Origin of the sequence: Amphritea sp. HPY (assembly GCF_050870985.1) — a bacterium.
Taxonomy (GTDB): Bacteria; Pseudomonadota; Gammaproteobacteria; order Pseudomonadales; family Balneatricaceae; genus Amphritea.
The window spans coordinates 2,942,255-2,964,760 of the sequence record NZ_CP194015.1; the positions used below are offsets into that span (position 1 = coordinate 2,942,255).

The 22,506-nt window shown below is 49.8% G+C and carries 22 protein-coding genes; 10 read left to right on the top strand and 12 right to left on the bottom strand.

Annotated features, from left to right (window positions below):
- Positions 1–256 precede the first annotated feature (256 nt).
- The 3 genes from dctP to ACQUQM_RS13025 are packed head-to-tail and all read left to right on the top strand — an operon-like array spanning position 257 to position 3,185.
- Positions 257–1,273, top strand: a complete 1,017-nt coding sequence (gene dctP / locus ACQUQM_RS13015; RefSeq protein WP_432470319.1) for a TRAP transporter substrate-binding protein DctP — start codon at positions 257–259, stop codon at positions 1,271–1,273.
- Positions 1,273–1,803, top strand: a complete 531-nt coding sequence (locus ACQUQM_RS13020; protein ID WP_432470320.1) for a TRAP transporter small permease subunit — start codon at positions 1,273–1,275, stop codon at positions 1,801–1,803. The genes dctP and ACQUQM_RS13020 overlap by 1 nt, the downstream gene beginning before the upstream one ends.
- A gap of 59 nt (positions 1,804–1,862) precedes the next feature.
- A complete protein-coding gene (locus tag ACQUQM_RS13025; protein WP_432470322.1) occupies positions 1,863–3,185 on the top strand; it encodes a TRAP transporter large permease in 1,323 nt (440 codons plus the stop codon).
- An 88-nt stretch (positions 3,186–3,273) separates the two neighbouring features.
- Here the strand turns inward: ACQUQM_RS13025 and ACQUQM_RS13030 are convergent, their stop codons facing one another.
- On the bottom strand, positions 3,274–3,765 hold the full coding sequence (locus tag ACQUQM_RS13030) for a Crp/Fnr family transcriptional regulator (RefSeq protein ID WP_432470323.1): 492 nt from the start codon (positions 3,763–3,765) through the stop codon (positions 3,274–3,276).
- Between the two features lie 484 nt (positions 3,766–4,249).
- Between ACQUQM_RS13030 and ACQUQM_RS13035 the strand changes: the two genes are divergently transcribed.
- A complete protein-coding gene (locus tag ACQUQM_RS13035; protein WP_432470324.1) occupies positions 4,250–4,645 on the top strand; it encodes a DUF3461 family protein in 396 nt (131 codons plus the stop codon).
- Positions 4,646–5,269: 624 nt separating this feature from the next.
- Here the strand turns inward: ACQUQM_RS13035 and ACQUQM_RS13040 are convergent.
- Positions 5,270–5,842, bottom strand: a complete 573-nt coding sequence (locus ACQUQM_RS13040) for a c-type cytochrome (protein WP_432470325.1) — start codon at positions 5,840–5,842, stop codon at positions 5,270–5,272.
- A 507-nt stretch (positions 5,843–6,349) separates the two neighbouring features.
- Here ACQUQM_RS13040 and ACQUQM_RS13045 point away from each other — a divergent pair.
- Positions 6,350–6,670, top strand: coding sequence for a hypothetical protein (locus ACQUQM_RS13045; protein WP_432470326.1), 321 nt, complete (start codon positions 6,350–6,352; stop codon positions 6,668–6,670).
- 61 nt (positions 6,671–6,731) lie between these two features.
- Entirely contained in the window at positions 6,732–7,136 is a 405-nt protein-coding gene (locus ACQUQM_RS13050; protein WP_432470327.1) for a GFA family protein, read from the top strand.
- Between the two features lie 534 nt (positions 7,137–7,670).
- Here ACQUQM_RS13050 and ACQUQM_RS13055 read toward each other — a convergent pair.
- Together ACQUQM_RS13055 and ACQUQM_RS13060 are read right to left on the bottom strand one after the other, a co-directional pair.
- Positions 7,671–9,065, bottom strand: a complete 1,395-nt coding sequence (locus tag ACQUQM_RS13055) for a pyridoxal phosphate-dependent decarboxylase family protein (protein WP_432470328.1) — start codon at positions 9,063–9,065, stop codon at positions 7,671–7,673.
- 329 nt (positions 9,066–9,394) lie between these two features.
- Complete coding sequence (locus tag ACQUQM_RS13060; protein WP_432470329.1) at positions 9,395–10,318, bottom strand: LysR family transcriptional regulator; 924 nt, start codon at positions 10,316–10,318, stop codon at positions 9,395–9,397.
- Positions 10,319–10,524: 206 nt separating this feature from the next.
- On the opposite strand from ACQUQM_RS13060, the gene hisD reads away from it, so the two are divergent.
- Together hisD and ACQUQM_RS13070 are read left to right on the top strand one after the other, a co-directional pair.
- Complete coding sequence (hisD, locus tag ACQUQM_RS13065) at positions 10,525–11,832, top strand: histidinol dehydrogenase (RefSeq protein ID WP_432470330.1); 1,308 nt, start codon at positions 10,525–10,527, stop codon at positions 11,830–11,832.
- A gap of 11 nt (positions 11,833–11,843) precedes the next feature.
- Positions 11,844–13,046, top strand: a complete 1,203-nt coding sequence (locus tag ACQUQM_RS13070) for a DegT/DnrJ/EryC1/StrS family aminotransferase (RefSeq protein WP_432470331.1) — start codon at positions 11,844–11,846, stop codon at positions 13,044–13,046.
- Between the two features lie 73 nt (positions 13,047–13,119).
- Here ACQUQM_RS13070 and ACQUQM_RS13075 read toward each other — a convergent pair whose 3' ends face one another.
- Together ACQUQM_RS13075 and ACQUQM_RS13080 are read right to left on the bottom strand one after the other, a co-directional pair.
- Positions 13,120–13,746, bottom strand: coding sequence for an NAD(P)H-dependent oxidoreductase (locus ACQUQM_RS13075; RefSeq protein WP_432470332.1), 627 nt, complete (start codon positions 13,744–13,746; stop codon positions 13,120–13,122).
- Between the two features lie 117 nt (positions 13,747–13,863).
- On the bottom strand, positions 13,864–14,805 hold the full coding sequence (locus ACQUQM_RS13080; protein ID WP_432470333.1) for an EamA family transporter: 942 nt from the start codon (positions 14,803–14,805) through the stop codon (positions 13,864–13,866).
- A gap of 115 nt (positions 14,806–14,920) precedes the next feature.
- Between ACQUQM_RS13080 and ACQUQM_RS13085 the strand changes: the two genes are divergently transcribed.
- The gene (locus tag ACQUQM_RS13085; RefSeq protein WP_432470334.1) at positions 14,921–15,412 is read left to right on the top strand and encodes a MarR family winged helix-turn-helix transcriptional regulator; all 492 of its coding nucleotides are present in this window, start codon (positions 14,921–14,923) and stop codon (positions 15,410–15,412) included.
- A gap of 140 nt (positions 15,413–15,552) precedes the next feature.
- Here ACQUQM_RS13085 and ACQUQM_RS13090 read toward each other — a convergent pair whose 3' ends face one another.
- The 5 genes from ACQUQM_RS13090 to ACQUQM_RS13110 form a co-directional block, all read right to left on the bottom strand.
- Positions 15,553–17,157 (bottom strand): ABC-F family ATPase, encoded by a 1,605-nt coding sequence (locus ACQUQM_RS13090; protein WP_432470335.1) that lies wholly within the window; start codon positions 17,155–17,157, stop codon positions 15,553–15,555.
- A 190-nt stretch (positions 17,158–17,347) separates the two neighbouring features.
- Positions 17,348–18,292, bottom strand: a complete 945-nt coding sequence (locus ACQUQM_RS13095; RefSeq protein ID WP_432470336.1) for a 2-hydroxyacid dehydrogenase — start codon at positions 18,290–18,292, stop codon at positions 17,348–17,350.
- A gap of 139 nt (positions 18,293–18,431) precedes the next feature.
- Positions 18,432–18,677, bottom strand: coding sequence for a GlsB/YeaQ/YmgE family stress response membrane protein (locus tag ACQUQM_RS13100; protein ID WP_432470337.1), 246 nt, complete (start codon positions 18,675–18,677; stop codon positions 18,432–18,434).
- Positions 18,678–18,714: 37 nt separating this feature from the next.
- Positions 18,715–19,512: a hypothetical protein gene (locus ACQUQM_RS13105; protein ID WP_432470338.1), complete on the bottom strand. Its 798-nt coding sequence runs from the start codon at positions 19,510–19,512 to the stop codon at positions 18,715–18,717.
- 58 nt (positions 19,513–19,570) lie between these two features.
- Complete coding sequence (locus tag ACQUQM_RS13110) at positions 19,571–20,461, bottom strand: LysR family transcriptional regulator (protein ID WP_432470339.1); 891 nt, start codon at positions 20,459–20,461, stop codon at positions 19,571–19,573.
- A gap of 126 nt (positions 20,462–20,587) precedes the next feature.
- Here ACQUQM_RS13110 and ACQUQM_RS13115 point away from each other — a divergent pair, with 126 nt between their 5' ends.
- Positions 20,588–21,055 carry a PACE efflux transporter gene (locus tag ACQUQM_RS13115; protein WP_432470340.1) on the top strand — a complete coding sequence of 156 codons (468 nt, stop codon included), beginning with the start codon at positions 20,588–20,590 and terminating at the stop codon, positions 21,053–21,055.
- Here the strand turns inward: ACQUQM_RS13115 and ACQUQM_RS13120 are convergent.
- Positions 21,034–21,645, bottom strand: a complete 612-nt coding sequence (locus ACQUQM_RS13120; RefSeq protein WP_432470341.1) for a DNA-3-methyladenine glycosylase family protein — start codon at positions 21,643–21,645, stop codon at positions 21,034–21,036. The two genes, ACQUQM_RS13115 and ACQUQM_RS13120, sit on opposite strands and share 22 nt — an antisense overlap.
- Between the last annotated feature and the right edge of the window lie 861 nt (positions 21,646–22,506).

Genomic DNA, 22,506 nt, shown 5'->3' on the forward strand with positions numbered 1-22,506 from the left:
CGCAACCAGAAGTATCCGACAATCTTTTTACCGGTATAACTTCACAGGTAATGCGGAAAAGGTATATTTAGTACGATCAGCCTGCACTTACTCTATAAAAAAAACATATCTCTAGTAAGATATGTTTTATAGGTAAAAAGGCTATTTCAGGACCCATATACTATTAAGCCCCATTCTGGTATCTATTGACTTTATAAGGTCTCAAATGCACCGGAATGTAAAAACAAAACTAGCCTAGCCTGACTTAGGAAATATTATGAAAAGAAGAAATATTCTAAAGGCCGCCGCTGCAGGTGTTGCAGCAGCACCACTGGCAATGACTGCAAGCAACTCTCAAGCAGCTTCTACCGTACGCTTGCGTATGCAGACTTACTGGGGCACCGAATCTGACGATATCCACAACGCTTTCGTTGACGACATCAAGGTTTCTTCTGACAAATCCCTACGCGTAAAACGCTTCCGTGGTAGTGAGCTGGTACCAAACGCTGACATGCTGCAGGCAGTGAGCAAGGGCACCATCGACATGTGCCAGGGTTACGCCGGTTACTGGCCTGGCCAGCTGGACATCGCTTCTATCGAAGCGGGGCTGCCAGGTGCCTGGACTGACTACGATGAAGCTCAGTACATCTGTGAAACTAAAGGTCTGAATGATCTGGTACGTGAAGCTTACGCTGAGAAAGGCGTTCACTACCTGGGTCCAATCATGGGTGGCCCATTCGACCTGCTGACTACTAAGCCGGTTAACAGCCTGGACGATCTGAAAAATATGAAGATCCGTGCAACACCTTCTGTTGCCAAGGTTCTGGAAAAGTTCGACATCCCAACCGTATACCTGCCAGGCGGCGAGCTGTACCTGGGTCTGTCGACCGGTACTATCGACGGTGTTATCTACGCCGGTACCAACGAGTACAAGGCGATGAAACTGTATGAATCTGCTAAGTACTACACTTTCCTGGGTATGGTTAACCCGGGTTATGCAGATGACATGCTGATCAACAAGGCGAAGTGGGATTCCCTGTCTGACGGTCACAAGCGCATCATCGAAATGGCATACGCTAAGCACGCTCGTAAGATGCACACCTGGATGGTGAGCGGTTCTATCGAAGCGGGTACTGAAGGCCTGTTCGAATTTAACACTCTGCCAGAATCTGATCAGCAGCGCCTGCGCGAAGCTGCGAAGGTTATCTGGGATGAAGAAGCAGCTAAATCCCCACGCAACGCTAAAGCGATCCAGATTCTGGCTGACGCTGCGAAAGCAACCGGGAGAGGCTGATGTCTGGGATATCTCGCTTACTAGACCTGCAAGACGAGATATCCGACTTCATAGGCAGGGCCGTCTCCTGGATGTGCCTTGCTATGATGGTTGTTCTCACCTACGAGATCACCGCTCGATATCTGTTTAACAGCCCTACCTCCTGGGCACATGAAACCACTACGATGCTGTATGGCACGTTCTGCATTCTTGCAGGCGTTTATACCCATCGTCACCATGGCCATGTGCGAAGCGAGGCGGTTTACCATCTATTCTCTGTCCGTGGTCGTGCCGTACTGGATGTAATTACCGGTGGTATTGGCCTGGTTATTTTCGCCATATTTTTCAATGTCGCATTCGAATTTGCTGCTGAGTCATGGGCAAGCGGAGAGCTTTCATCCAAGAGTACCTGGGCTCCGCCAATCTACCCGTTTAAATCAGTTCTGCCTCTGGCTGTTGGCCTGATGTGGCTGCAAAGCCTGGTTCACTTTATTCGGGACCTGCGTACCGCTCTGGGTATTACACCTCCGGTGGAAGTAACTGAACAATAACCTTTTAGTGTTTGTTTTTTTAAAATAAGCAGTTAACAGAATAAAAAAGGACGCTAACAGTGTTAGATCTCGATCCGTTAGTAGTAACAGGCGGCATGTTCGGCTGCATGCTGTTGCTATTGATTATGGGCGCCCCCCTGACCTGGGCGCTACTCACCGTTGGTGTGGGTTCTGCATATTTCCTTTGGGGCCCTGCCGGTCTTGAACTGCTGGCGATCAGTACGTTCTCCTCAATGGATAACTTTTTGCTGGTAGCCCTGCCCATGTTTATCTTCATGGGTCTGATGCTGCAACGCTCAGGTATCACCGATGATCTGTTTGAGATGATCAACAAGCTTATGGGTGCCACACCTGGCGGCCTGGGCATGGGTACCGTAATTGTCTGCGCACTGATTGCGGCAATGGCAGGTGTATCCGGTGCCGCAACAGTAAGCCTGGGCATTATCGCCCTGCCCGCAATGCTCAAACGTGGCTACGACAAAAAGCTGGCTACCGGTACTATCATGGCAGGTGGCGCACTTGGCTTCCTGATCCCGCCAAGCGTCCTGATGATTATCTACGCCTTCCTTGCACGTGAATCTGTCGGCAAGCTGTTTGCCGCAGGCTTGATGCCGGGTCTGATGCTGGCCGGTATCTATATCGTCTATGTGTATATCCGCGCAAAGATGAACCCTACGCTGGCACCGCCTATCGCTGAAGAGGATCGCGTCGACCTGCGTGGTAAGCTGATCGCCCTCAAGGCACTGGTTCTGCCTGGCTCGCTAATCGCTACTGTACTGTCATGCATCATCTTCGGTATTACGTCACCGTCGGAAGCATCCGCAGTCGGCGCGGTTGGCTCAGTTGTCTGCGCCATGATCTATCGCACCCTGAACTGGTCGGTAATGAAAGATGTATTGATCGGCACCACTAAACTGATGGGTATGCTGTTGTGGATCACTCTTGCAGCCGTATTCTTCAGTAAAGTATATATCGGCCTGGGTGCCGGCATGGTACTGGAAGAGTTCATCGAAGACACCGCGTTGTCACCTTACTGGGTAATTATCGCGATGCTGGCCTGCTACTTCCTGCTGGGTATGTTCCTCGATGACTTTGCTATCGTGTTCATCACGGTACCGCTATTTGTGCCTATCGTTGACACCCTTGGTTTCGATACCGTGTGGTTTGCAGTACTGTTTATTATCAGCATGCAGACTGCCTACCTGACGCCCCCCTTTGGCTACAACCTGTTCTATATGCGATCGGTGGCGCCACCAAGTATCAGTATCTATGACCTGTATAAAGCGGCTATTCCGTTCATTATCCTGCAGATTATCGGCCTGGCCCTGGTAGTAGCGTTCCCACAGATCGCACTATGGCTGCCGGAACTGATATTCGGTTAAACCCTGGTAGATAGTCATTAAAAAGCCTCTCATTTGAGAGGCTTTTTTGTTTCTGTCAGAAGCACTGCTATAGCTGTAACAGCAACTGCTACTCATGAATATCATGCGCCGCCAGTTTGCTGTCAGACTCACGCAGCCTGCGCGCCATCTCCCGGGAGAGATTCATCTGTAACACACCAAAATCAGCAGGAAAATCTTGTTGCATCTCGCTAAACAGAGCGGCCGAAACTTTAAGTAAACAACTCGGCTCCGCCGCGACTGCATCACCGGAACGATTATGCAGGCCAACCATAGCAACGAATCCGATGGTCGTGCCAAAACTATAATTACGAATATGGCAACGACCGGTCTCACAGGGCTTATAGAAGCTGATCAAACCGTCGAGAATGACATAGAAACAGTCTACCCGGTCACCATAACTAAACAGCAGCTCACCCTCCTTCAATTGCAAAATCTTGCCTTTTTGCAGTAGATAGCGAAGCGCCTGACTCGTCAGGGCACCTAAGGTCGAAGCGTCCTTAAAACGGTCCAGACCATAGCGATCAATAATTTCATTGCCGGGGATACTATGCATAGTCATATTCCCACCTCTCAGGTAACGATACATCTGTTCCACTTAAACTATAGCCTAGCTGCCAACTATGAATGCCCCAGCCCGCAGCACTCAATGCGGGTAACTGAGGTATCCTCGACTGGTCCAAATACAGACCATAAACTGGCCCTACTGGTACCAAGGTATAAGCCCTATGATTGCGCGCGAAAGCTGCCTGAATTGCCTTCAAACAGTGCAAACAGGGTGTAATGCGCACCAAAAAGCAGCAATCAGGGCTACGGCCATCCCTGAAACAGTCCCGGCTGTCTCAGCTCAAATAATAATAATGCGAGTACATGCAGTACTCCCCCGGATCGAACCAGTGCGACGATCCGCTACTCGCTCTCCTATACTGTGGTTAAACCAACCGGAGTAAGGGAGCAGCTTCCGTGAAGACGACGGAGCAAGACCAACTATTTTTTGAGCCCGGCAGTCCTGAGATGGCATGCCACTGAATGAGAACATGAAAGCTATGTCTGATTATCCTACCCTGAAAAAGATGGGCATTAAGTCAGTAGAGAGTGTCAATAAATACACCCTGCGTCATCAGGGTGATACTGATGTACTCAAGATCTACTACAAGCGCCCGAAAGGTTCCCTACTGTCACGTAGCAAAAAGTTCACCTTCATGCGTGGCCGTACCAGCCTGCCCCTTGAAGTACGTAACTCTAAAGCTTTTGAACAGATGGATCGTATCAGCCCGCAGCTGGTTATGGCCCTGGACGAACTGAAGCAGCTTGAAGCGACCCGTAAAGAAGTCGTACCACAGGATCCGAAAGAGAAGTTCCTCACCGACCTCGATCATCTGGAAAAAGTAATGACCGCCAAGATGGATGAAATCCGTCGCCAGATTAAAGAGATGGAATAAGAACAGTGGCTGAAAAGCAGTGGCGAGATCGCCGCTGCGCGGCTAGCTAGAACGCGCTGCGCGCTTGCTAGTGGCCAGAAAAATCAAAAGCATAAAAGCCTTCTAAGGTTACTATCGAGCAGCTTAAACTCCGGAACTTCGTAAGAATCGTAGGTTGGGTTAGCGTACCGTAACCCAACACCCCTCCCAGACTTGAGAATACCCAGAACAAACGTAGCTCAGGACTTAGTAGCAGTCGCTAGATCGCCGCTGCGCGGCTAGCTAGAACGCGCTGCGCGCTTGCTAGTGGCCAGAAAAATCAAAAGCATAAAAGCCTTCTAAGGTAACTATCGAGCAGCTTAAACTCCGGAACTTCGTAAGAATCGTAGGTTGGGTTAGCGTAGCGTAACCCAACACCCCTCCCAGACTTGAGAATACCCAGAACAAACGTAGCTCAGGGCTTAGTAGCAGTGGAGAGACCGCCACTGCGCGGCTAGCTAGAATGCGCTGCGCGTTTGCTAGTGGCCAGAAAAACCTAAAGCATAAAAGCCTTCTTAATATAGAGCCTGCCGGGGATATCCCGGCACTTCGCACAGATGGTTGCAAGGCCGCTCTTGCAATGAGTCAGACCTTTTAGGCCAATAACTAATTACTTTCAGTTTCTGAAGGAAAACCCGATCTCATGAAAGTGATAATTTTCCAAATAACTTCTCTCGGCAACTTGTCCTTAAACGCAGGCATCGCCGTTCCAAACTGTTCTCCGCCTTCAGAAATTGACCATAAGAGATAGCCATCAACCGTCATAGGCATTTGAATCAAATGTGCCAAAAGTGCCGGCGATGGATTTAATGAGTTCGCAATATCCCCATCCCCCATGCCTTGTGCACCATGACATTTCAAACAATTCTGACGATATAACAGGTTACCTTGTTCCTTAACTTCAGACGTCGGTAAAAGAGGATTCGTCGAACCGTAGTACTCCTTAGGCAATCCGGTGTTCATAAAGGACCAATGTCTTGTCATTCTCTGACGTTGCCCTGGTGTAATCATTCCTGGCCCCCACATACCATGATCAGTCCACCAAGGATTCCACCTATCGTTAATCGCTATAGTACCTGGTTGAATTATTACAGTTTCACTATAGATAGGCAGTGATACTAAAAGTGCTAAAAAGCTGGATACTAGTACAACAAATAACTTCCGGTATTTTTTTCTCATCTGAACCACCTGTTTCAGGTCATGACGGGCATTCAGCATTCAAAGGGCTTATGTCATATGTTTCAGCACCCTTGCCTGCTTATTCCACCTTTAATGAGAGTAGTTAATATGTTGAGATTATTCTCTAAACGAAGATTTTTTCTTTGTCGCTAAAAACAGGGTTATTTAATTAGGCAGGCTTATTAGTTGGCAGCGTTTGTGACAATAAGCGTGGGTAGCAAAGGTTACCTGCCCATCATCAAGTCCTGCACCTCTATCTATTAACTTACGTACTGTTAGTTTTTGATTTATAGCTGTTATTGCACGTTTACACAGAAGCTATGTGCGTTTGCATCTGGCAGTTTCTCAGAAAGTTAATTAGCATCAGGGAGTTGCATCATTGCGCATCAGAACTTATAGCAACGTACACAGCATAACGCGCGCTGACGTTAACTTAGATTCATCGGAGATGTATTTTTCTAACGAAGCTTTCGTATCAAATAGTTATTGTAAAATTTCAGGAAAGTTATGAAGTCAGTACTAAAATTTGGAGCCACTATTCTTGTTGCCCTTGTGATTTTCGTATCAGGGGTCATTGCTGGTAACACCTATCAAATCACTGACTTTCTTTGTCCTGGCACGGCATCTCCACATTTGCTCGAAGAAGATCTTGTCTCCGAAAATGGAATCATCTTCCCAAAAGGTACCGTTATCCCGCTCCGGCAATGTGCTTACATGCAGCGGTTCAAATGGCACTTCGCTATCGACAATTCAGTTCAACTAAACCAGGCCGAGCCCGAAAACGGGCATAACTATGGTTTCTCTGAACTGAGCAAGAAGGGGCAATGAAAATAAAACAATCACATCAAGAGCCCCTACGAGGCTAGTAACGCAGCAAGGTGGTAAACGGATGGATATAGCTTATAAAGGCAGTTGCTTGTGCGGACAGGTCACATTCGAAGCTGACAGACTGAGTGAACAAGCCGCTAATTGCCATTGCACTATGTGCCGGAAATTCCATGGTGCGGCCTTTGGTACATTAGTCAGTGCTTTGAACTTAAAGTGGTTATCAGGCATGCCTTTACTGCAAGACTATGTCGCTGCAAACGGAACAATACGAACGTTTTGTAAACAGTGTGGTTCCAGTTTGGGCTTCCGGGTAAAAGGCGCCCACTTTGAACAGCTTGAAATAGCTATATCTACGTTTGATGACGACATACCTGTAAAAGTAGACGCGCATATTTATACGAATCACAAAGCCTGTTGGCACTGTATTACAGACCAACTCCCCCAACATGGCGAGGGCCGTAAGTGATAGCTATTGGAGCTGTTATATAACAGGGCTTTTAAACAGAAAAACGCGCCCAAGGGCGCATTTTTTTTCTTCTTCACTCGCCTACACCGTAAGCACTCAACTGACCTGCCAGCAAAACCTATAAAGAAGGCTCTTACGCTTTTTCCAGCCACCAGCAGGAAGGCCTGCCTTCCGTTCTAGCCAGCCGCGTGCGCCGATTTAGCAACTTCTTTTAGTTAGTTGTTGGGTTACGCTGCGCTAACCCAACCTACGATTCTTACGAAGTGCCGGGATTGCCCCAGCAGGCTCTATATTAAGAAGGCTCTTATGCTTTTTCTAGCCACTAGCAGGAAGGCCTGCCTTCCGTTCTAGCTATTCGCGTGCGACGATCTAGCAACTTCTATTAGTTAGTTGTTGGGTTACGCTGCGCTAACCCAACCTACGATTCTTACGAAGTGCCGGGATTGCCCCGGCAGGCTCTATATTAAGAAGGCTCTTATGCTTTTTCTAGCCACTAGCAAGTCGCGAAGCGACGTTCTAGCGAGCTGAGCTTGCTCAGCGGTCTAGCAGCTGCTTTCCAATCCTTTCGCACTTATCCAACAGTTCCACCAGATCCTCATGGCAAACATCGCTGTTAGCCAAAATTAGTCGAATACCAGTACGGCCTTTATACTGGGCGTAATCGACGTAAGCGCCACCGGAACTGCGCATGGTTTTGCAGATCTCGATATTCAGTCGGCGCAGCTCCTGCTCATCAGTGATATGTTCAGGGCGGTAGCGAAACAGCACGTTGAGATAGGTCGCCGGGGCCAGCATCTCCAAGCGGTCGCGCTGTTCAATCATCCCGACGCAGTCGGTCTTGATACTTTGCAGGTAGTCGATCTTATCGGCAAAGCCTTTGTTACCGACCGCTTTCCAGCTCAGCCATACTTTCAGGGAGTCAGCACGACGACCACACTGAATAGAGCGCTCGCCGAGATTGTAGGCGGCGTTCTCATCTGCATGGAACAGGTAATCTCCACCACCACCGGAACAACAGTCTTTTAAAGCGCCGGGCTGCTTCACCAGAATCACAGCGGCGGTTAGCGGTACATTCATCAGTTTGTGGGCATCCCAGGCGAAGGAGTCCGCCAGATGGCTGTCCGCCAGCAGGTGACGATGCTGCGCTGAGAACAGAATCGGACCGCCCCAGGCGCCATCAATATGCAGCCAGATGTTATGTGCTTTTGCGATCTTACTGCAGGCGGCAACAGGATCGTAAGCACCCACTACCGTGGTACCCGCCGTCAGACCGATATAGAACGGGATATGCCCCTGCGCAAGGCTGGATTGAATAGCTTGTTCCAATGCTTCAGGTTTCATTCTGCCACTGTCATCGCTTTGAACAGCAATCAGGTTATCAGTACCTATACCCAGAACATTGGCGGCTTTCTCAGCCGAGTAATGCGCCTGGTCTGAGACGTATGCCACCAGTGTACGGCCACCCGCACCTTTGGTTTTGTAATCCGGACAGGCTTTATGCCGAGCCAGCATCATGCCGATCAGGTTCGCCTGGCTGCCACCGGCAACCATCACGCCTTCACCCTCATCGAAGCCAACCAGCTTATTCCACTGCCGGATCAGCTCAAGCTCCATCAGCGTCGCTACCGGTCCAACCTGATAGGTATGCATAGTGGCGTTACTCAGGCTGGTAATCCAGTCGCCCAAAAGTGCTGGTTTATTCTGTCCGGAATACAATAACTTGAAGAAACCAGCCTGAGAAACATCCGGGTTATAGTGCAGGTAATCACGCACTGCAGACTCCAGCGTTGCCTGATCGCAGCCTTCGTCTGATAATGTCAGATCGAGTGTTTGTTCCAGTTCTGCGGCACTCGGCGCTTGTGACACAGGCCGGTCTTCGGGGATCCATTGCTGAATTGCACGAGTCAGAATTTCTAGATTATCGTTCATCAGTCGCTGCCTTTAAGAAAATTGCTACAGCCAGGGGGTATATGATTCGATCACCACTGGTAACTTGAAATCAGTATAAATATGCTCGACGCCAATCGACCAATGCTGATTTTCTTCTGTCCGGTTACTTTTTGGCATAACAGCAATCAGGTCAAATTATCAGAAGGTGTTTCTGTCAGGTACTAGATAGTTTTGCATAACAGCAATCAGATTAATGAGTGCAACCTCAAGAAACCCATTCAATTGTCTGAAACTATTTCTGTCGGGTACTAATAGTTAGGCATAACCAGACCAACAAAGCACTATTTCACTATCTGTTACCCGCGGTTTCAACCGGATGACGCAGCATCATTCTGATTATACAGATCCTGCAGATAGTCCCAGAACTGTACTGCCGTGTCACAACGAGACTGGCGCAAACGATACAACCGGATGCTCAGGTCGACTGAACACAGCGGTTTGTCCAGCCGCCTTAGCTGGCCATTTAATAGCTCCTGTGTAATCAGGCTTTTTGGCAGCCATGCCATACCGTAGCCTTTTAACACTAGTGCTTTTAACGCTTCAGACAAGCCATTTTCACAAGCAACATGCAGCTTAATATCTTCGCTTAGCTGCGCCAGGCATTGCTGTTGCAGCAAACGACCAAAGAAAGACTCCGCAGGGTGGCTCAACACCTTCAGCATGTTATCCGGCTTGATATCGTGCAACGCCGCACCATCGTTATCAACCGCGCTGACCGGCACCAGCTCATCGACCCCGACCTGCAAGCTTTCAACATCGTCCCGCTGCAGCTGACTAAATATATCCGATGAGGCATAACAGAGCAGGAAGTCGCCGTTACCCGATAAAAAGGTTTCCACGTTGTCATGCAGATTACCGGTTTCGACCTTGATCAGGGCGCCATCGGTCAGGGCTTCTAAGGTCTGCATCCAGGATGGAAAGAACGATACTGCCAGCGCATGCTGCGCCACTATCCGTAACTGCGCCCGGGCAGCGCTGATGTCCCGCATCTGATTACGTACAGCATAGTTTTGGCTAATCAGCTGCCGGGCCTGTTCGGCAAAGGCTTCGCCAGCCGGGGTCAGGGTTGTCGGATACTGGTTACGGTCAACTAAACTTACCCCCAACCAGTTTTCTAACGAACGGATACGGCGGCTGAAAGCAGGCTGCGTGACAAAACGCGCTTCCGCCGCTTTAGAAAAGCTGCCCTGTTCAACCAACGCAACAAAATCTTTCAACCACTTTAGTTCCATTTCAGCTCCACTCAGCCCGCATCTGACTCGCGCTTTAACACTAAAAATCGACACTGTTTACATGCCTATACCGAAAAGTAACCGGTCACTATAAAAATAGCATTGGTCAGTGTGACCTCACTAATCCTACTATCTAAGCATCAACGGTGGCTGCCCGACAGGCCCTGCCACACTAAAGTACTAAGAATAAGAGTGAAGGTGAACTAATGGAATACCTGAAGAAGTCTAACGCACCGGTTGCCGAAAATGATGAGCGTATCCATGCCACGGTAAAAACTATGCTGGCACGGATCGAAACAGAAGGCGAAAGCGCAGTGCGTGAATACGCCGCGCAGTTCGATAACTGGCAGGGGGATTTTATTCTGTCCGATGCGAAGCGCGCTGAGCTGATCGCCCTGGTACCGGAGCAGACCAAACAGGATATCCAGTTTGCGTATAAGCAGGTGAAAACCTTCGCCGAAGCACAACGCGCCAGCCTGACTGAGTTTGAGATCGAGTCAGAACCCGGCGTTAAGCTCGGTCAGAAAGTCATTCCGGTCAACTGTGCCGGTTGCTATGTTCCCGGCGGCCGCTACTCCCACGCAGCATCCGCCCTGATGAGTATCGCTACCGCCAAAGTTGCCGGCGTCGAAACTATCGTCGCCTGTTCCCCGCCTAAAGATGGCAGCATTCACCCGGCAATTGTTTATGCGATGGATCTTGCCGGTGCCGATATTATTCTTGAAATGGGTGGTGTGCACGCTGTTGCGACAATGGCTAAGGGCCTGTTTACCGGCGTAGCCGCCGACATTCTGGTCGGCCCGGGTAACGGTTATGTAGCCGAGGCCAAGCGCTTACTGTTTGGCGAAGTGGGCATCGACGTATTTGCCGGCCCGACTGAATCCGCCATCATCGCTGATGACAGCGCAGATCCTATGACTATCGCCGTCGATCTGGTATCCCAGGCTGAGCACGGCTATGACTCCCCAGTATGGCTGTTCACCACCAGCCGTAGGATCGGTGAGATAGTCGCTGAACTGATGCCTAAAGTTGCTGCCGATATGCCTAACCAGGATGTTGTACAGTCGGCCTGGGATGTTCATGGCGAGATTATCTTCTGTGACAGTCGTGAGGAGTGCGTTGCAGTGAGCGACCAGTATGCTTCCGAGCACCTGCAGGTGCTGACCGAAGATACCGACTGGTGGCGCGATAACCTGAAAAATTACGGTTCACTGTTCCTCGGTGAAGGAGCCACGGTTACCCACGGCGATAAATGCTCCGGCACTAACCATATTCTGCCGACTAAAAAAGTAGCCCGTTACAGCGGCGGCCTGAATGTACATAAATTCCTCAAGATTCTCACTTATCAGGAGATCAGCGAAGAAGCTAACCTGGAGTTCAGCGCGGTCGGATCACGTATTTCACGTGTTGAAGGCATGGAAGGTCACGCCCGTGCCTGTGACTGGCGGTTGCGTAAGTACTTCCCGAATACCAAGTGGGACTTCAATGTCTACGATCAGAAGCGTTACGACTGAGGCAGCTTAGGATGAAGAAATTTACTAAATCGTTCACCCAGCAAGAGTCGATCCCTGAAGCCGGTATTAATTCTGCCATTGAGGTCATGCGCTCTGGTCGACTACACCGCTACAACACCCTGCCGGATGAAAAAAGTGAGACCGACCTGCTGGAGTTGGAGTTTGCCGAATATATGGGCGTGCCTTTCGCTCTGGCCTGCTCCTCTGGCGGTTACGCCCTGCATATCGCGATGCGCGCGGCGGGCGTCGAAGCCGGTGACAAAGTGCTCTGTAATGCTTTCACTCTGGCGCCGGTTCCGGGGGCTATTCACAATAGCGGTGCGATACCGGTACTGGTCGATGTCGCCGATGATTACTGTATCGATCTGGATGACCTTGAGGCGAAGGCGGCCAGCAGCGGCGCCCGCTACTTCATGCTCTCGCATATGCGTGGTCACCTGGCGGATATGGATCGCATCATGGCGATCTGTGATAAATACAGTTTATTCCTGATTGAAGATTGCGCCCATACCATGGGCGCCAGCTGGAATGGTGTTAAAAGCGGTACCTTTGGTGACATCGCCTGTTTCAGTACCCAGACCTATAAACACATTAATTCCGGCGAAGGAGGCTTTCTCACCACCCGTCACCCGGAGATAATGGCCCGGGCGATCATGCATTCAGGTTCATACATGCTGTTTGAGCGGCACTTCGCGGCGCCGCCGAAAGAGGTATTTGACGAGATCCGTTACCATACGCCCAACTACAGCGGCCGGATGGATAACCTGCGGGCGGCAATTCTGCGGCCTCAACTTGCCGACCTCGACCGCCAGTGCCAGCGTTGGAACGCCCGCTACCGGATTCTGGAACAGGTATTCAACCAGTGCGAAGGGATACATATCCCGCCACGGCCCGAGGCTGAGCAGTTCGTCGCCAGTTCAATCCAGTTCTCCCTGCCCGGCTTCAGCACTGAGCAGATTCTGCGGGTCGTTGCGCAATGTAATGAACGCGGCGTCGTGCTTAAATGGTTCGGCGCGGCAGAACCGCAGGATTACACCAGCCGCTATGACAGCTGGCGCTATATTGAAGAGATGCCACAGCTACCAAAAACCGAACAGGTACTCTCTACTCTGGTGGATATGCGTATCCCACTTACGTTCAGTGAAGACGATTGTCAGCTGATTGGTGAAGTGATTAGCGAAGTGGTCGCAACGGTCGCGACAGATAAGGATTAAATGTTCTTATGACGGTTTAATCGACCGGGTAAGCCTACTAAAACCATACACAGTTCTGTGTATGGTTTTAGCATCACATGTGAATAAACATCTCTTCACTTGAGCGGCGAACTTTATTCAACGCAGCATGGTGATCATTTGCATCCCTGAAACCCAGCGCCAGTAGCACCAGACTGCGCATATTTCTCTCTTTAAGCCCTAACAACTGGTCCAGCGCATCCTTATCAAAACCTTCCATGGGTGAGGCATCGATCCGTTCGAATGCAGCTGCCGTGACGGCGGTTCCCAGCGAGATATAAGCTTGTTTAGTCGCCCAGTGCATTTTCTCTACAGTGCTGAATCGATTCACCGCTCCTTTTATCATCGCCTTGTAATCATCTAGATCTGACACATCAGTACCCTGCGCTTGTGCAGTAAGCCGGATGAAATCGTCAACATGGCCCTCGTTAACATTGTCATGGGCAGCAAAGATCAGAAGATGCGACGACTCGATAATCTGAGGCTGATCAAAGGCGATCGGCCTGATCTTTTCCTTTAGTCCCTGATCCTCTATAACAAAAACGCTGTAGGGCTGTAAGCCGTATGAAGAAGGCGCCAGACGTGCGGCTTCAAGTATCCGCTCAAGCTTATCCTGCGGTACCTTCTCACCGTTCATCCGCTTCGTTGCAAAACGCCAGTTAAGCGCATCGGTTATGTTCATGGGGTATCTCCAAATCGTTCATATCAATACACAGACCAGAGGCCGTTATTCAAAAAGTGACAGCATTCAATTCAATTCAATTCAGTCCGGACCTTTCATTGCGAAGCGGAGTGTCCGTTAGCTGGCAGCACAGCCCTGGTCAGAACGTGCCTGTGCCCCCCGGTGAAACAGAAAAGTACCGATAATCACCAGCACTGCCGCCAGCGCCAGATTAGAAGGAGCCGCCTCACCCAGTACAAATACCGCAAACGAAGTGCCGCTCAACGCCGCCACAGTACCGATCTGGCTCAGATAAACCGGGCCGGCCAGCTGTTGCAACACAAAGTAAAACAGATAAAGAATGGCAAACACTGCGATCTCAAAGGCCAGTAGTTGGATCACCTGAGTTGATTCGAACAACGCCCCAACCTGACCCGGCTCAAACAGCAGCACAAAGGGCAGCAATGACAGCGCGCCGCCAAACATCATCAGCGCAGCAAGAAAGATCGGCGCAGCGCCTTCAGGCCAGCGTAGGGTGCGGTAGATGTTGCCAAAAGCAAGCACCAGCGGTAACGCCAGCACCAGAAGGACCCAGCCCTGCGCCTCTCCGGCACTGCCGCTCTTGGCTGAGGCCAGTACTATTCCGCCCAGCAATCCCAGCAACACACCGATAAATCGCATCGCACGTAAACGCTCCATACCCAGGAAAACGGCCAGCACCCAGGTAAGCAATATTGGAAAAGCGAAACTCAGCGATATAAAACCCGCCCCGACATGGCGTATCGCCAGAAAGCCCAGCGCATTAGGCAGTGCAATTAATACACCTGAAATAGCAGCATACTCCAGTGTGCGGCGATTAAAGGGCATCGGCTGGCGCTGCATAATAGCGATTATACCCAGAATTACTCCGGCCCCCGCCATAGCAACCAGCAGGAATGTTAATCGAGGTGCACCCGCGACATCGGCCAGCTTACCAACCACTAAAGACGCGGCCAGCAGAACACCTACCAGCAAGAGGCAGGCAAATGCATAAATGCCGGCTCGGTTTGAACTCTGAAATGACTTATTGATGTTAGACATTATCTGTCTCCTGTACTCTGTTACACTGTATCAACACAAAGCAACTTAATAGAAAGTATCTTAATACAAAGATATATTATGAAAAGTATCTTAACGTAGAGATAAATATAAAACAATGAATAAAGTAGAATTAGCTTCGATTCAATGGCAGCGGGAAATGCCCGAGCTGGATCTGTTACCGATGGAAGTGGTAGCCCGGCTGGGCACAGCCACCCGACTTATCAGCCGCGACTATCTCAATCCGTTCTTCAAAAGCCACGGTTTGCAGCAGGGAGAGTTCGATGTATTGGCTACCCTGCGCCGTTCAGGGGCGCCTTATGAACTGGTGCCGACACAGCTGTTTGAAGCACTGATGATTTCGTCCGGTGGCATGACTAACCGACTGGATCGGCTGGAAAAGGCCGGCTGGATTGCGCGTAAGCCTAACCCGGAAGACCGTCGCGGCACCCTGGTTGCCCTGACTGAACAGGGACTGGAACTGATCAACCTGATATTTCCGCTGCATGTTGAGAATGAAGCACAAGCGCTCACCACGCTCAGTAAAAAAGAGCAGCAGACATTACAGGAATTACTGGAAAAATTACTTGATGGACTGGATGCAGAATAAGGCTGGTGCTTATTTTTACCGCACTAAAAGCAGGTGTGAAATTTTGCGATGTAGTAAGTGATGAAATGAACACCCCACCGTCAGCGCTGACGGCAGGGGGTTCAACATTACTGTGCTTAAATATCTTAAGCGACTAAAGCTTACGCGACTTTAGCGATGTCTTTCTGATTCGACATATATTCATCGAACGTACCCGGGAAGTTAATCACTTCCTGGTCTTTGATTTCAATGATATAGGTAGCCAATGATGATACAAACGCCCGGTCATGGCTAACGAAGATCAGCGTGCCATCGAATGCTTCAAGGGCATTATTCAGTGCTTCGATCGCTTCCATATCCATGTGGTTGGTCGGCTCATCCATGATCAGCACGTTGATGTCCATCATCATCAGCTTTCCAAACAACAGGCGGTTCTTTTCACCACCTGAGCAGACTTTAGCTTTCTTATTAAAGTCATCGGCAGTGAACAGCAGTCGACCCAGCATAGCCCGCACTTTCAGGTCATCATGCTTTGGCGTGCGCCATTGAGACATCCACTCAAACAATGTCAGGTCGCAATCGAAATCAGCGGTGCTGTCCTGTGGACAATAGCCAATAACAGCATTCTCAGACCACTTAACAGTGCCTTCGTTAGCTTGTAGCTCATCCATCAGGCAGCGCAGGAATGTTGTTTTACCGGCACCGTTCTCACCTATTACCGCCAGCTTAGCGCCAGCTTCTAGAATCAGGTTACCGTCAGAGAACAGGTTCTCACCGTCAAAACCGTGCCCCATATCTTCCAGAATCAGTGCCTGACGATGCAGTTTCTTATCCTGCTTCAGCGTAATGGAAGGGATCTGACGGCTGGATGTTTTAACTTCATCCAGTTCGATCTTATCCAGCTTCTTAGCACGGGAGCTGGCCTGCTTAGCTTTCGATGCGTTGGCGGAAAAACGGTTAACAAATGACTGTAACTCGTCCATCTCAGCGCTCTTTTTCGCATTCTCTGTCAGCAGCTGTTCGCGGATCAGAGAGGAGGCTTCCATGAAGTACTCATAGTTACCCGGGTAGATACGCAACTCACCGTAGTCGATATCTGCCATGTGGGTACAGACCGCATTCAGAAAGTGGCGGTCGTGAGAGATAATGATCATGGTACATTTACGCTGGTTAAGTACGTGCTCCAACCAGTTGATAGTGTGAATATCCAGGTTGTTGGTCGGCTCGTCGAGCAACAGAATATCTGGATTTGCAAACAGCGCCTGCGCCAGCAGTACCCGCAGCTTCCAGCCGGGAGCAACCTGGCTCATCAGACCAAAGTGATACTCTTCAGCGATACCCGCTTCCAGCAGGATATCACCGGCGCGGCTTTCCGCGCTGTAGCCATCCATCTCGGCAAACTCTGTTTCCAGGTGCGCTACTTTCATGCCGTCTTCTTCTGACATTTCCGGTAGCGAGTAGATACGCTCACGCTCCTGCTTCACCTTCCACAGTTCGACATCGCCCATGATTACCGCATCGATCACACTATATTCTTCAAACGCGAATTGATCCTGGCTCAAAGTACCAAGCTTCTGACCCGGCGTAATAGAGATATTACCGGATGTCGGAATCAGCTCACCACTGAGGATTTTCATGAAGGTCGACTTGCCGCAGCCGTTTGCACCAATCAGGCCGTAACGGTTACCGTTGCCGAATTTAGCGGAAATATTTTCAAACAAAGGCTCAGCGCCAAACTGCATGGTGATGTTCGCGGTGGAGATCAAAGAAGTATTCCTGGGAGCTTACAGATTAAGGTGAAACCGATAGCGCCAATATAAGAAGTATAAAAGGAGGGCGAACTTTAAAGAGTTGCAGCGGTAATGTCGAGTGCAGCTGTACATTTAATGCACAAAAATCTGAGTATTCTGTTAGTGCTATACCGAATTACCTGTAGCCTGCCAGAGCAGGTCGGCTTCAGTAACCCCGTTGTTTATCCACCACTTGCGGCATCGTGCCATCGGCAAGGTAGTTTTTAACATTGCCGGCGACTATCAGACTCGCGGTACTAACACTGGTCGGCGCCGAAATGTGGGGTAATAACGTAATATTAGGGTTAGACCATAACTCAGAATCGGCAGCCAGAGGCTCCTGTTCAAACACGTCTAATACTGCATGGCCAACCAGGTCTTCGGCTAAAGCCTGAAGCAGATCAGACTCATTGATAGTCGCGCCACGGCCAAAGTTGATCAGCGAAGCGCCTTGTTTAACCCCAGCAAAAAAGGCGGTATTCATTATGCCTTTGGTTTCTGCGGTAAGGGGCAACAGGTTAACTATAATATCAGCCTGCCCTATGGCTTCAGCCAACCCCTGTTCACCGGCATAGCAGCGGATTCCAGAGATGGTCTTCAAAGAGCGACTCCAGCCCGAAATTCTGAAGCCGTTTTCAGCCAAACGCGATGCACTCTTCTGCCCCAGTTCACCCAGGCCAAGAATCACCACATGACGATCACCCGGCTCAACATAGGGCAGTTGCTGCCATTGTGCCAAAGCCTGCTGAGTTCGGTATCGGGGCATATCCCGGTGCAGATACATGACCCAGGCCAGCACCGCCTCCGACATCGTCTGTGCGAGGTTAGAGTCGACCAGGCGCACAATATCAAACGGCATATGCGCCAGTTCAGCCATCATACCTTCGACCCCGGCCCAGACAGAATGGACCCATTTCAGGTTCGGCAGCTGTGCAACATCTGCCGGTAGAGGATTGGCAACAATAGCGAGTTCCGCCCGCGCCTTTTCCTGTTCTGTCAGTTGGTTCAGAAGGCGTATATCGCAGTCGGGCAGTTGTCCACGCAAAGCCCCTAACCATTCATCGGCTTCCTGAGAATCTATCTGATGGACAAAGGGAATCAGTGAGCGCATTCAGGGATCCTTGCGAAACAGCCGCGGGTAAAACATCACGTCGGCCAGTCTGACTATTAGTAAAAGATGTAACAAAAAGATATAGCTAGAAGATGTAACTAAAGGGGCCAGCCCCTTTAGTCTATGGTATCAAACGACTTTACTTCATTTTGTTATATACGAACAACAGGATAAAAGCGCCAACGGTTGCCGTCGCGATGCTGCCGAGGTTAAAACCATCGGCGCCACCGAAGCCAACCAGACTGCCCAGAAAGCCGCCAACAAAAGCACCGGCAACACCCAGTAAAGTAGTGATAATAAAGCCACCGCCATCTTTACCCGGCATCAACCATTTCGCCAGCATACCGGCGACTAAACCTAAAACGATCCATGATAAAATTCCCATACTAAAACTCCTTTTTAAGTAACAAATATAAGGATCGCTAGCTTACCTCAAACCGCAATAAGATACTCCCCAGTTCCCCATATTGTAACGAGAATTCCTGATCTGGCGGCACCTCTATCACGCCCGCATACGAGCTGGTAATAACCAGCTGCCCGGCCTTGATATCGATCCCCTGTGCACTTAGAAAATTCACCAACCAGAACAGCGGCAGTTGCGGATATTTATTCGGGTGTTTGCCGGCGAGGGTTGTAGAAGTTGAAAGATCAGATGGGGCAGTCAAAGTGAACTCAATCTCTGACGCAGAAAAAGCCTGATCCAGGGTTATTTCCGGGCCGATAAACAATCCCTGATTAAACAGACAATCACCCAGATGTTCGAGATAGCTTGCCTCTTCAGAAGCCAGATAACGGTTCTGGATCAGTTCCAGCGCCAGATGCGCGCCAGACAGAGCAGCGATGACTTCCTGCTCGATATAGGGTTCGCTGCGGCTGGGCAGATCTTTGTGAAACCGAAACGCAATTTCCGGCTCAATTTTACACACGCCTTCATCCAGCCGGACGGGACAGGGTGAGCGATCATAAATAGTATTCGCAAATATCGGTGCAGCAACCGGCATTTCGTCCAGATCATTTTCACTAAAAGGCAGTGCGCACTTCCAGCCACCTACCTCATGACCTGTTGAATCCTTCATCTGAGAAATCAGTGCCTGCTGGATCGCCAGCGCCTGATCCGCATTATCGGGTCGAAGGCAGGGTTCAAGTCGAGCAGTTAATTTATTGTTCAGACGGCGCTTTACTAAAGCGTCTGCGGCGCCGTGAATATATTTATCTAGCATAATACTTCCTGAAATCAGTCCACTTTCCCGGATAACGAAGAGACTCGCTTCAACTGGATTATTTGACGCCAATCTCCAGCGCCATTAACTGCTCCTGCAGCCAGCTGCCCGCCGGACCCAGCTGACGGTTTTCGGTCCAGACCACATCGACGCCCTGCAGGATATCAGTTTGTTGATAAGATAACTTTAGTGCAACCAGTTCGCCTGAATCCAGTTTCTCCCGCACCACAGCCTCATGTAGAAATGCCCACCCCATGCCATTGCACAGCAGTTCCAGAATGATATAAGGGCTCTCCGACAGCCACACTTTAGGGCTGAACATATGCCGTTCATGGCTGCGATCTTCCAGATCAATACTGCGGGTTACCAGCTGTCTGTGATTTCGTAACCGGGCATGTGTCAGTGGTTGCTCACTTACCAGCGGATGTTGATGGTGGCACACCGGGATCAGGCTGGAATAGCCTACACCACTGAAGCTGAAACCCTGGGGATAGATTTCCCGTTCCAGCATCAGGCCGATATCGGCCCGGTTAGTGCGAATCAGCTCTGCCACATCACTGCTGCCCGGATCCAGTAGTTCCAGCTCGATATGGGGATAACGCTTCTCAAATTCATGCAACAGCGAAAGCACTGAGCGCCCGGAAATACTCTGCTCAATCGCCAGGCAAAGCTTGCTTTCTTCACTATGGCTGAGCGACAGGGCATGCACCATAAACTCATGCTGACTCTGCAGTACCGTTTTGGCATACGCCAGCAGCGCCTCGCCCTGAACAGTAAGTACCGGATTGCGGCTACTGCGATCAAATAGCTCAACTCCGGTATCCAGTTCCAGATTATTGATCGCAGTACTCACTGCCGATTGCGCCTTGCCCAGGTTGCGGGCCGCTGCAGAGAATGAGCCTTGCTCAGCGGCGATAACAAAAGCTGAAAGTTGATCCAGGCTGGCCATAGAACACCTCTATTTTAAAACCTACAACCTATCTGAATTTCAGATAGTAACTAACTTTAATATATCTGAATAACAACTAGAATGGCCACCACTTCAAATTATCAAATAAACAGAGGAATAGCCGTCATGTCTGATCAGATAGTAACCCGCAGCCCACTTGATCGGCTTCGTTATACTGTACTGTTTGAATTAATTCTGATCGCAATACTGGCTCCATTGATCTCGATAGTTATGGAACAGGAACTGTTCGACATGGGGCTACTGGCACTGGTGCTAAGCATTAAGGCGATGTGTCTCAACTTTATCTATAACTATTGCTATGACCGTATCGATGTTAGCTATGGTCGGGTACCAACCCAACGCTCGCTGAAAGGCAGGATCATTCATGCTGTGGGGCTGGAGCTGGTGCTGACATCGACCTCATTACCGATCATCATCTGGTGGCTGAAGACAGGCTTCATTGAGGCCTTGTTAATGGATCTTACTCTGCTAACCGCAGTGCTGTTCTACACCCTGATCTATACCTGGATTTATGACCGCATTTTTCCAGTACAACAGCCGATTATGTTATCTCAGGCCGGTGCGCCACGGTAATAGTGCCACAGGAAGAGAGAACCTGCGCTTCGCCAGGGCGACCAGTGAGCGATCAGCTCCCTGGCCTGCTTTGGTGTAGGTTTGCTGTCCAGCCTCTTCAGCCGGCCCAATGCCACCAGCAGCGCCAGATCATCCGCCGGAAAGATATCCTGCCGGCCTAACGAAAACATCAGGTAGATCTCCGCACTCCAGCGGCCAAAGCCTCTTAGTGCCACTATCGAATTGATCGCCTCGTCATCGCTTAACCCTGCTAACCCGGCAATGTCCAACTGGCCACTGGCAACCGCCTCGGCCAGCCCTTTGGCATACTCTATCTTACGAAAAGACAGCCCCGCAGCACGCAGGTCCTGTGCATCTGTCGCCAGCACCGTTTCAGCAGATGACTCTCCCAACAAGGTTTCTACCCGGCCCATAATCGCCCGCGCAGATTCAGTTGAAAGCTGCTGACTGACAATAATTGAAAGAAAAGTCGCAAACCCCGCGGCCCTGATCCGGGGTGCTGGATGACCCACTTCAGGCAGCGCCCGGGCGACATCACTGTCGACTTCGGCCAGTGCCGCCAGCGCTTGCTGAATATCAGTTTGATCCATCGGGGTTACTCCGAGCTTGTTTAGCATCAGCGTACCTTAGGCTGGCGGAACGGAACAACCCGGTTCTTGCGGTAAAAGTGGCTAGACCGCCGAACAAGTTCGGCTCGCTAGAACGTCGCTACGCGACTTGCTAGTGGCTAGAAAAATCAAAAGCGAAAAGCCTTCTTAATAATTGCTGCGCCAGGTTTCACCTCTTCACTTTATAAGAAATGTAGGTTGATGAGATGGTCTGAGAGAAACGAAGTCCAATAGGCTGTGCTCGAAAGGACCTTCTAAACCTATTAGTCTGCATGACTCACTTAATCCTTATGTCTTTAAATTCAGCTTTTTGCAGCTGTTAAATTCAGGTAAGCCCGCTCTCCTGTAATCAAGGGAAAGAATTTATTAACCGCAGCTTGTCTATTCATCCGGCAATGTCCAACTCCCCCACATCGTAAGTATTATGGGGTTAGCGCAGCACAACACCACTCCCAGATTAGGAAAAGACGTTTCTCGTGACTCGGAAAGCCTTCTTAAGGGGCAAACTGCCAACTTAAACCAGGTACCTGACAATAAGTAGTGCGTAACCTGAAGTTACTCCCTTATCATTTATGATCTGGTTGTATTGCATTGATTGAAAGCAGTTACTAAATTAAGAAAGCGAAAGAGATAGAGCTATTAGGGAGAGGTATATTGGCCAACCAGAAGAGACTCTTTAGTCCTAATGGGGGGGGGAACAGCAGAATCTAACATTCTGGTCGACCATGCATACTATACTGCCAATAACGTGCCACATTATAGATACACTTAATAATCAACAACTTAACCACATCCGGTCATATTTAGAATTTATAGATTCAAAAAAACAGTCGCTATTTAGTA